Raw genomic sequence first — 6637 nt, forward strand, 5'->3', positions numbered from 1 at the left:
CTGGGGCAGCATGGCGCGCGCGGGAAGGCGAAGTAAACGCGCTGCCCGTTCGGCAAGGTTCCGACGCCGTCGATGCCCACCACGAAGGGCAGACGACCGTCAAAGCTGTAGTGCTTGCCGCTCGCCCGGCCCTTGACGACGTGGCTGATGGCGGCGGCGCGTACGTCGACCAGGAGGTGATGCTCATCGGCCTGCGGATCGGCAAAGTCGGCCCACACCGGGCCCTGCTGGAGTTCGAATACGACGGCTGCTTTCATGGTGTTACCTCCGGGATGAATTACGTGTAAAATGCACATATCAGATAACGGCACTATACACCGGGTTAAATAATATATGCAATATGCACATAATAATTACGATATCACCGACTTTCACGGCGCGCTGCTGGATATCATCCGGGTGATGAATCTGCCGGTGCGCGATGAGCAGATACTGCAGGCCGCCGGGGTGCAGCTCGATCAGATCCTCTTCCCGCTGCTGGTGGCGATAGGGCGCTATGGGCCGGTGGGCGTGGTAGAGCTGGCGGATAGCCTGGGACGGGATTACACCACCGTCAGCCGGCAGGTGAAAAAGCTGGAGGCGCAGGGCCTGGCGCTGAAGCAGCCCAACGTTAGCGATCGACGGATCAGTGAAGTGACCTTGACCGCGCAGGGGCAGACGCTGATTGAACGCATTGCGCTAGCCAGAACGCAGCTGATGAATCAGGTGCTTATGGACTGGACGCAGGAGGATGTGCTGGCGCTGTTCCGCCTGACGCGCAAATACGCGGACAGCCTGCAGCAAAAAATAACCGCCTGACGAATGGCCAGGCGGTCGGGGCGTTACGCTGCTTTAGTGGCGGCTTTAAGGCTCTGCACAAAAGCCTTCAGCTCGGCCAGCATCGTTTGCGGATCGCTGAGGTTACGTTCGATGATTTTGACGATGGCGGAGCCGGAAATTGCCCCGGCGGCGCCGGCGTCAATCGCGGCGGTCACCTGATCGGCGGCGGAAATACCGAAGCCCTGCAGCGGCGGCGCGGCGTTATATTCGCGCAGCTTCTCAATAAGATGATGCAGCGGCAGGGCGGCGCGGTTTTCCGCCCCGGTGACCCCGGCGCGCGACAGCAGATAGGTATAGCCGCGACCAAAAGAGGCAATCTGGCGCAGCAGCTCGTCATCGGCATTCGGCGGGCAGATGAAGATGGGGGCGATATTGTGCCGCATCGCCGCCTGGCGGAAAGGCGCCGACTCTTCGATGGGCACATCGGCGACCAGCACGGAATCCACGCCAACCCGCGCGCATTCGGCATAGAAAGCGTCAATGCCGGGGCTGAACACCAGGTTCGCGTACATCAGCAGGCCGATAGGGATCGTCGGATGCTTGTGACGGATTGCCGCCAGCATCTCGAAGCACTGCGCCGGCGTCACGCCGGCGGCGAACGCACGCAGGGCCGCGCCCTGGATAGTCGGGCCATCGGCCAGCGGGTCGGAGAAGGGAATACCCAATTCCAGTGCGTCGGCACCCGCTTCGATCAGCGTATCGACGATCTGCAGCGACAGCGCCGGGTTGGGATCGCCCAGCGTGACGAAGGGAACAAACGCGCCTTCCTGGCGGGATTTCAGTTGTGCAAACAGCGTCTCATAACGTTCCATCAGATTTCCCCTCGCGCTTTCAGAATATCGTGTACGGTGAAGATGTCTTTATCGCCGCGACCGGACAGGTTAACCACCAGCAGCTGCTCTTTTTCCGGGTTTTCACGCATCATTTTTAGCGCATGGGCCAGGGCGTGGGAGGATTCCAGGGCCGGAATAATCCCCTCATGGCGGGAGAGCGCTTTGAACGCTTCCAGCGCCTCGTTGTCGGTGATCGACACGTAGTCGGCGCGGCCGGTGCTGTTGAGGAACGCATGCTGAGGGCCCACCGACGGGAAGTCCAGCCCGGCGGAGATAGAGTAAGATTCCTCAATTTGGCCATCATCGGTCTGCATCATCGGCGATTTCATGCCGAAATAGATACCCACGCGACCGTGCTTCAGCGGCGCGCCGTGCTCGCCGGTTTCAATGCCGTGGCCCGCCGGTTCCACGCCGATCAGGCCGACGTTGGTTTCCTCGATAAAGTCAGCAAACATGCCGATAGCGTTGGAGCCGCCGCCGACGCAGGCGATGACCGCATCCGGCAGACGGCCTTCGCGCTCGAGGATCTGCGCTTTGGTCTCTTCGCCGATCATGCGCTGGAACTCGCGGACGATGGTCGGGAACGGATGCGGGCCGGCTGCGGTACCGAGCATATAGTGCGCGGTATCGTAGCTGCCGGACCAGTCGCGCAGCGCTTCGTTACAGGCGTCCTTCAGCGTGGAGGAGCCGCTGTGCACCGGGATCACTTCCGCCCCCATCAGGCGCATGCGGAAGACGTTTGGCGACTGGCGCTCAACGTCTTTCGCGCCCATATAGATGCGGCATTTCAGGCCGAGCAGCGCGCTGGCGAGCGCGGAGGCCACGCCGTGCTGGCCGGCGCCGGTTTCGGCAATGATTTCGGTTTTACCCATGCGCTTCGCCAGCAATGCCTGGCCCAGCACCTGGTTGGTTTTATGCGCGCCGCCGTGGAGCAAATCTTCACGCTTGAGGTACAGCGTGGTGCGGGTGCCTGCGGTCAGGTTACGACACTTGGTTAAGGCCGTCGGACGACCGGCGTAGTTCTTCAGCAGGTCGCTAAATTCAGCCTGGAACTCGGGATCTTTCTGCGCGCTGACGAAAGCTTCTTCCAGCTGGCGCAGAGCGGGCATCAGGATCTGCGGGACGTACATACCGCCAAATTCGCCAAAATAGGGGTTCAGTAAAGTACTCATTATTGCATTGCTCCTTAATATGCGCGCAGCGTCTGGAAAACCGAGGCCAGCTTGCTGGCATCTTTAATACCCGGCTGCGACTCAACGCCTGAATTAAAATCGAGTCCGGCACAGCCGCTTTTGGCGGCCTCTACGCAGTTATCGGCACCGAGTCCGCCTGCCAGCAGGACGTTACCCAGCTCCTGGCCTTGTAAAAGCGTCCAGTCGAAGCGCTGACCGCTGCCGCCCTGGCCGTTATCGAAGAGATATTTATCGACGTGATGCAGGCTGCGTTCCGGCAGCGCATCACCCACGCTGAGCGCTTTCCAGATCTGGACCTGTTCCGGCAGCCGCCCACGCAGCGCGTCGATATAGGCCTGATCTTCGCTGCCGTGCAGCTGAACCGCAGCCAGCCGCAGGCTCTCTGCGCGCTCGGCCACGTCCTCGACCGGCGCATCGCGGAACACCCCGACGTAGCGCAGCCCGGCGGCCTGGATAATCTCTTTCGCCTGCGCCTCGTTGACGACGCGCGGTGAGCCAGGGACAAAAATCAGCCCGCCGTAGATGGCGCCGGATTCATAGGCCACCTGCGCGTCCTGAGGTCGGGTCAGGCCGCAAACTTTGTTTTCACCGAGCAGCACGCGCCTGACGGCCGCGTCGAGGTCATCGTGCTCCATCAGCGCGGAGCCGATCAGGAAGCCGTTAGCAAAGTGGCTGAGATCGCGGACCTCGGCATAGGTATGAATCCCGGATTCGCAGATCACGGTGACGTCATGGCCCAGACGCGGCGCCAGCTGGCGGGTGCGGTTGAGGTCAATCGACATATCGCGCAGATCGCGGTTGTTGATCCCGACCACCTTCGCCTTCAGCGCAATGGCGCGCTCCAGCTCCTCTTCGGTACTCACTTCGGTCAGCACGCCCATATTGAGGCTGTGCGCGACGGCAGCGAGCTGGCGATACTGCTCATCGTTAAGCACCGACAGCATCAGCAGGCAGGCATCGGCCTGATAGTAGCGCGCCAGATAGATCTGGTAAGGATCGATGGTGAAATCCTTGCACAGTATCGGCTGCGGCGCGATGGCGCTGACGATGGGCAGAAAATCAAAACTGCCCTGGAAATATTTCTCATCGCACAGCACCGAGATGGCCGAGGCGTAGTTCTTATACACTCCGGCGATTTCCGCCGGGTCAAAATTCTGGCGAATCAGGCCCTTCGACGGCGAGGCTTTTTTGCACTCGAGAATAAACACGCTGCGCGTCCCCGCGAGGGCATCGTAAAAGTTACGCTGCGTCGGGACGACCTCGTTTTGAAAACTGGCTAACGGCTGCTGCTGCTTGCGGGCTTCTACCCAAATCGCTTTGTCGGCAACGATTTTTGCTAAAACGGTCTGCATTATTTACCCTCTTGCCGCTAATGCGGTCACTCTGTCATAGGCCGCTCCGCTGCGCAGCACGTCAATCACCTGCCGGGCGTTGGCTTTCAGGTCTTCATGCCCGTGTAAACGCATCAGCATTGCCACGTTGGCGGCGACCGCGGCTTCATGAGCGGCTTCACCTTTACCTTGTAGTAAGCGCGTCAGAATGTCACGGTTTTCTTCCGGCGTACCGCCGGCCAGCTGCTCCTGGTGATAAGGCGTCAGGCCAAAGTCATCCGCGGTCAGCTGATAGCTTTTGATCTCGCCGTTATGGAGCTCGGCGACCACCGTCGGCGCGTGGAGCGATACCTCATCCATGCCGCCGCTGTGGACGACCGCTGCCCGCTGGTAGCCCAGCACGCGCAGGGTTTCCGCGATAGGCAGCACCAGCTCCGGGCTGTAAACGCCAATCAGCGCCAGCGGCGGGTGCGCCGGGTTAATCAGCGGCCCCAGCACGTTAAACAGCGTCCGGGTCTTCAGCTGCTGACGAACCGGCATCGCGTGGCGGAACCCGGTGTGATATTTCGGCGCAAACAGGAAGCAGACGCCCAGCTCATCCAGCGCGGCGCGGGATTTATCGGCGTTCATATCGAGGTTGATGCCGAATGCGGCCAGCAGGTCGGAAGAGCCCGATTTACTGGAGACGCTGCGGTTGCCGTGTTTCGCGACCTTCAGCCCGCAGGCTGCGGCCACAAACGCGCTGGCGGTAGAGATATTGATGCTGTTGCTGCCGTCGCCGCCGGTGCCGACGATATCGGCAAACGGGTAGTCAGGACGCGGGAACGGCGCGGCATTTTCCAGCAGGGCGGTGGCGGCGCCGGCAATCTCCTGCGGCTGCTCGCCGCGCACCTTCATACTGACCAGGGCGGCGGCCAGCTGCTCCGGCTTGACTTCGCCGCGCACGACCGCAGAAAACAGCTGGTGGCTCTCCTGCTGGCTCAGGGTTTCCGCCTGATACAGCTTTTCCAGAATCGGCTGGATAGTATTGGTTTGCTCCAGCTTCTGCAGCGCCCAGGCCAGGGTTTGCTCCAGCAGACGCGCGCCCTGGGTGGTGAGAATCGACTCCGGGTGGAACTGGAAGCCGCAAACGCGATCGGCATCATGACGCACCGCCATCACCATCCCGTTATAGTTGGCGTTGATGGTCAGCCCGGCCGGAATGTTGCTGCCGACCAGCGAATGGTAGCGGGCAACCGGCAGCGGGTTAGTGAGGCCGGCAAACATCGCCTGGCCGTCATGCTCGATGCTGGACGCTTTACCGTGCAGGATTTCGCCCGCCTGGCCGACGTAGCCGCCGTAGGCTTCAACAATCGCCTGATGGCCAAGGCAGATGCCGACGATCGGCAGCTTGCCGCGCATGCGAGTCAGCAGCTCCGGCATGCAGCCGGCTTCGCTCGGCGTGCCCGGGCCGGGGGAGAGCATCAGCACCGGATTGTCCATCGTGCCGATACGCTCGATTAAGGTTTGTGCCGGAACCGAGTTACGGTAAATCACCACGTTATGGCCGTTGGCGCGCAGCTGGTCTGCCAGGTTATAGGTAAAAGAATCGATATTATCGAGCAGCAGAATGTCGGCCATTAGAAAGTCTCCTTCGCGTGGTGGGCCTGGGCAATTGCGCGCAGCACCGCGCGGGCTTTATTTCGGGTTTCATCTGCTTCGGACTGAGGCACTGAATCGAGGACAATACCGGCGCCGGCCTGAACGGTGGCCACGCCATCCTGCACGTAGGCAGAGCGGATCACGATGCAGGTATCCAGGTCGCCGTGGGCGGTGAAATAGCCGACCGCGCCGCCGTAGCTGCCGCGGCGCTTGCCCTCGGCGGCGGCGATGAGCTGCATCGCGCGCACCTTCGGCGCGCCGCTCAGGGTGCCCATATTCATACAGGCGCGATAGGCGTGCAGCACGTCGAGGTCGTTACGCAGCTCGCCGACCACCCGGGACACCAGGTGCATGACGAAAGAGTAGCGGTCGACTTTGGTCAGGTCGGCCACGTAACGGCTGCCCGGGGTGCAGATGCGGGCGAGGTCGTTACGCGCCAGATCGACCAGCATCAGGTGCTCGGAGAGCTCTTTATGATCGGTGCGCATTTCGAGTTCGATGCGGCTGTCGAGATCGCGATCCAGCGAACCGTCGGCACGACGGCCGCGCGGGCGGGTACCGGCAATCGGGTAGATTTCAATCTGGCGGCTGACGGCATCGTACTTCAGCGAGCTTTCCGGCGACGCGCCGAACAGGGCGAAGTCGTTATCCTGCATAAAGAACATGTACGGACTCGGGTTGCTCTTCTTCAGCACGTCGTAGGCCGCCAGCGGCGACGGGCAGGGCAGAGAGAAGCGGCGCGATGGCACCACCTGGAAAATTTCGCCGGCGCGGATAGCGCGCTGCATTTTGCGGACCACGGGGCCGTACTCGTCGTCGC

General features: G+C 61.5%; 6 protein-coding genes and 1 pseudogene. 1 reads left to right on the forward strand and 6 read right to left on the reverse strand.

Annotation, left to right across the window (positions count from 1 at the left end):
* A pseudogene (locus PFH44_RS23510) lies at positions 1-257 on the reverse strand (quinone oxidoreductase family protein); the annotation flags it as partial.
* A gap of 76 nt (positions 258-333) precedes the next feature.
* Between PFH44_RS23510 and PFH44_RS23515 the strand changes: the two are divergent.
* On the forward strand, positions 334-798 hold the full coding sequence (locus tag PFH44_RS23515) for a MarR family winged helix-turn-helix transcriptional regulator (RefSeq protein ID WP_045855046.1): 465 nt from the start codon (positions 334-336) through the stop codon (positions 796-798).
* Positions 799-821: 23 nt separating this feature from the next.
* On the opposite strand, the gene trpA is transcribed toward PFH44_RS23515, so the two are convergent.
* The 5 genes from trpA to PFH44_RS23540 form a co-directional block, all read right to left on the reverse strand.
* Positions 822-1631, reverse strand: a complete 810-nt coding sequence (trpA, locus tag PFH44_RS23520; protein ID WP_045855047.1) for a tryptophan synthase subunit alpha — start codon at positions 1629-1631, stop codon at positions 822-824.
* The gene (trpB, locus tag PFH44_RS23525; protein ID WP_283826320.1) at positions 1631-2824 is read right to left on the reverse strand and encodes a tryptophan synthase subunit beta; all 1194 of its coding nucleotides are present in this window, start codon (positions 2822-2824) and stop codon (positions 1631-1633) included. The genes trpA and trpB overlap by 1 nt, the downstream gene beginning before the upstream one ends.
* 14 nt (positions 2825-2838) lie before the next feature.
* Positions 2839-4197, reverse strand: a complete 1359-nt coding sequence (gene trpCF / locus PFH44_RS23530) for a bifunctional indole-3-glycerol-phosphate synthase TrpC/phosphoribosylanthranilate isomerase TrpF (RefSeq protein WP_283826321.1) — start codon at positions 4195-4197, stop codon at positions 2839-2841.
* A gap of 3 nt (positions 4198-4200) precedes the next feature.
* Positions 4201-5796, reverse strand: a complete 1596-nt coding sequence (gene trpD, locus PFH44_RS23535; RefSeq protein WP_045855050.1) for a bifunctional anthranilate synthase glutamate amidotransferase component TrpG/anthranilate phosphoribosyltransferase TrpD — start codon at positions 5794-5796, stop codon at positions 4201-4203.
* On the reverse strand, positions 5796-6637 hold an 842-nt coding region (locus tag PFH44_RS23540; protein WP_283826322.1), incomplete at its 5' end, for an anthranilate synthase component 1. The genes PFH44_RS23540 and trpD, both read right to left, overlap by 1 nt.

Origin of the sequence: Klebsiella sp. Ech2A, assembly GCF_030078455.1 — a bacterium.
Lineage (GTDB): Bacteria > Pseudomonadota > Gammaproteobacteria > Enterobacterales > Enterobacteriaceae > Klebsiella > Klebsiella terrigena.

Bases quoted from the DNA above. Each gene is read 5' to 3' on its own strand.
- PFH44_RS23515 (WP_045855046.1), top strand. From the start codon at position 334: ATGCAATATGCACATAATAATTACGATATCACCGACTTTCACGGCGCG.
- trpA (WP_045855047.1), bottom strand. From the start codon at position 1,631: ATGGAACGTTATGAGACGCTGTTTGCACAACTGAAATCCCGCCAGGAA.
- trpB (WP_283826320.1), bottom strand. From the start codon at position 2,824: ATGAGTACTTTACTGAACCCCTATTTTGGCGAATTTGGCGGTATGTAC.
- trpCF (WP_283826321.1), bottom strand. From the start codon at position 4,197: ATGCAGACCGTTTTAGCAAAAATCGTTGCCGACAAAGCGATTTGGGTA.
- trpD (WP_045855050.1), bottom strand. From the start codon at position 5,796: ATGGCCGACATTCTGCTGCTCGATAATATCGATTCTTTTACCTATAAC.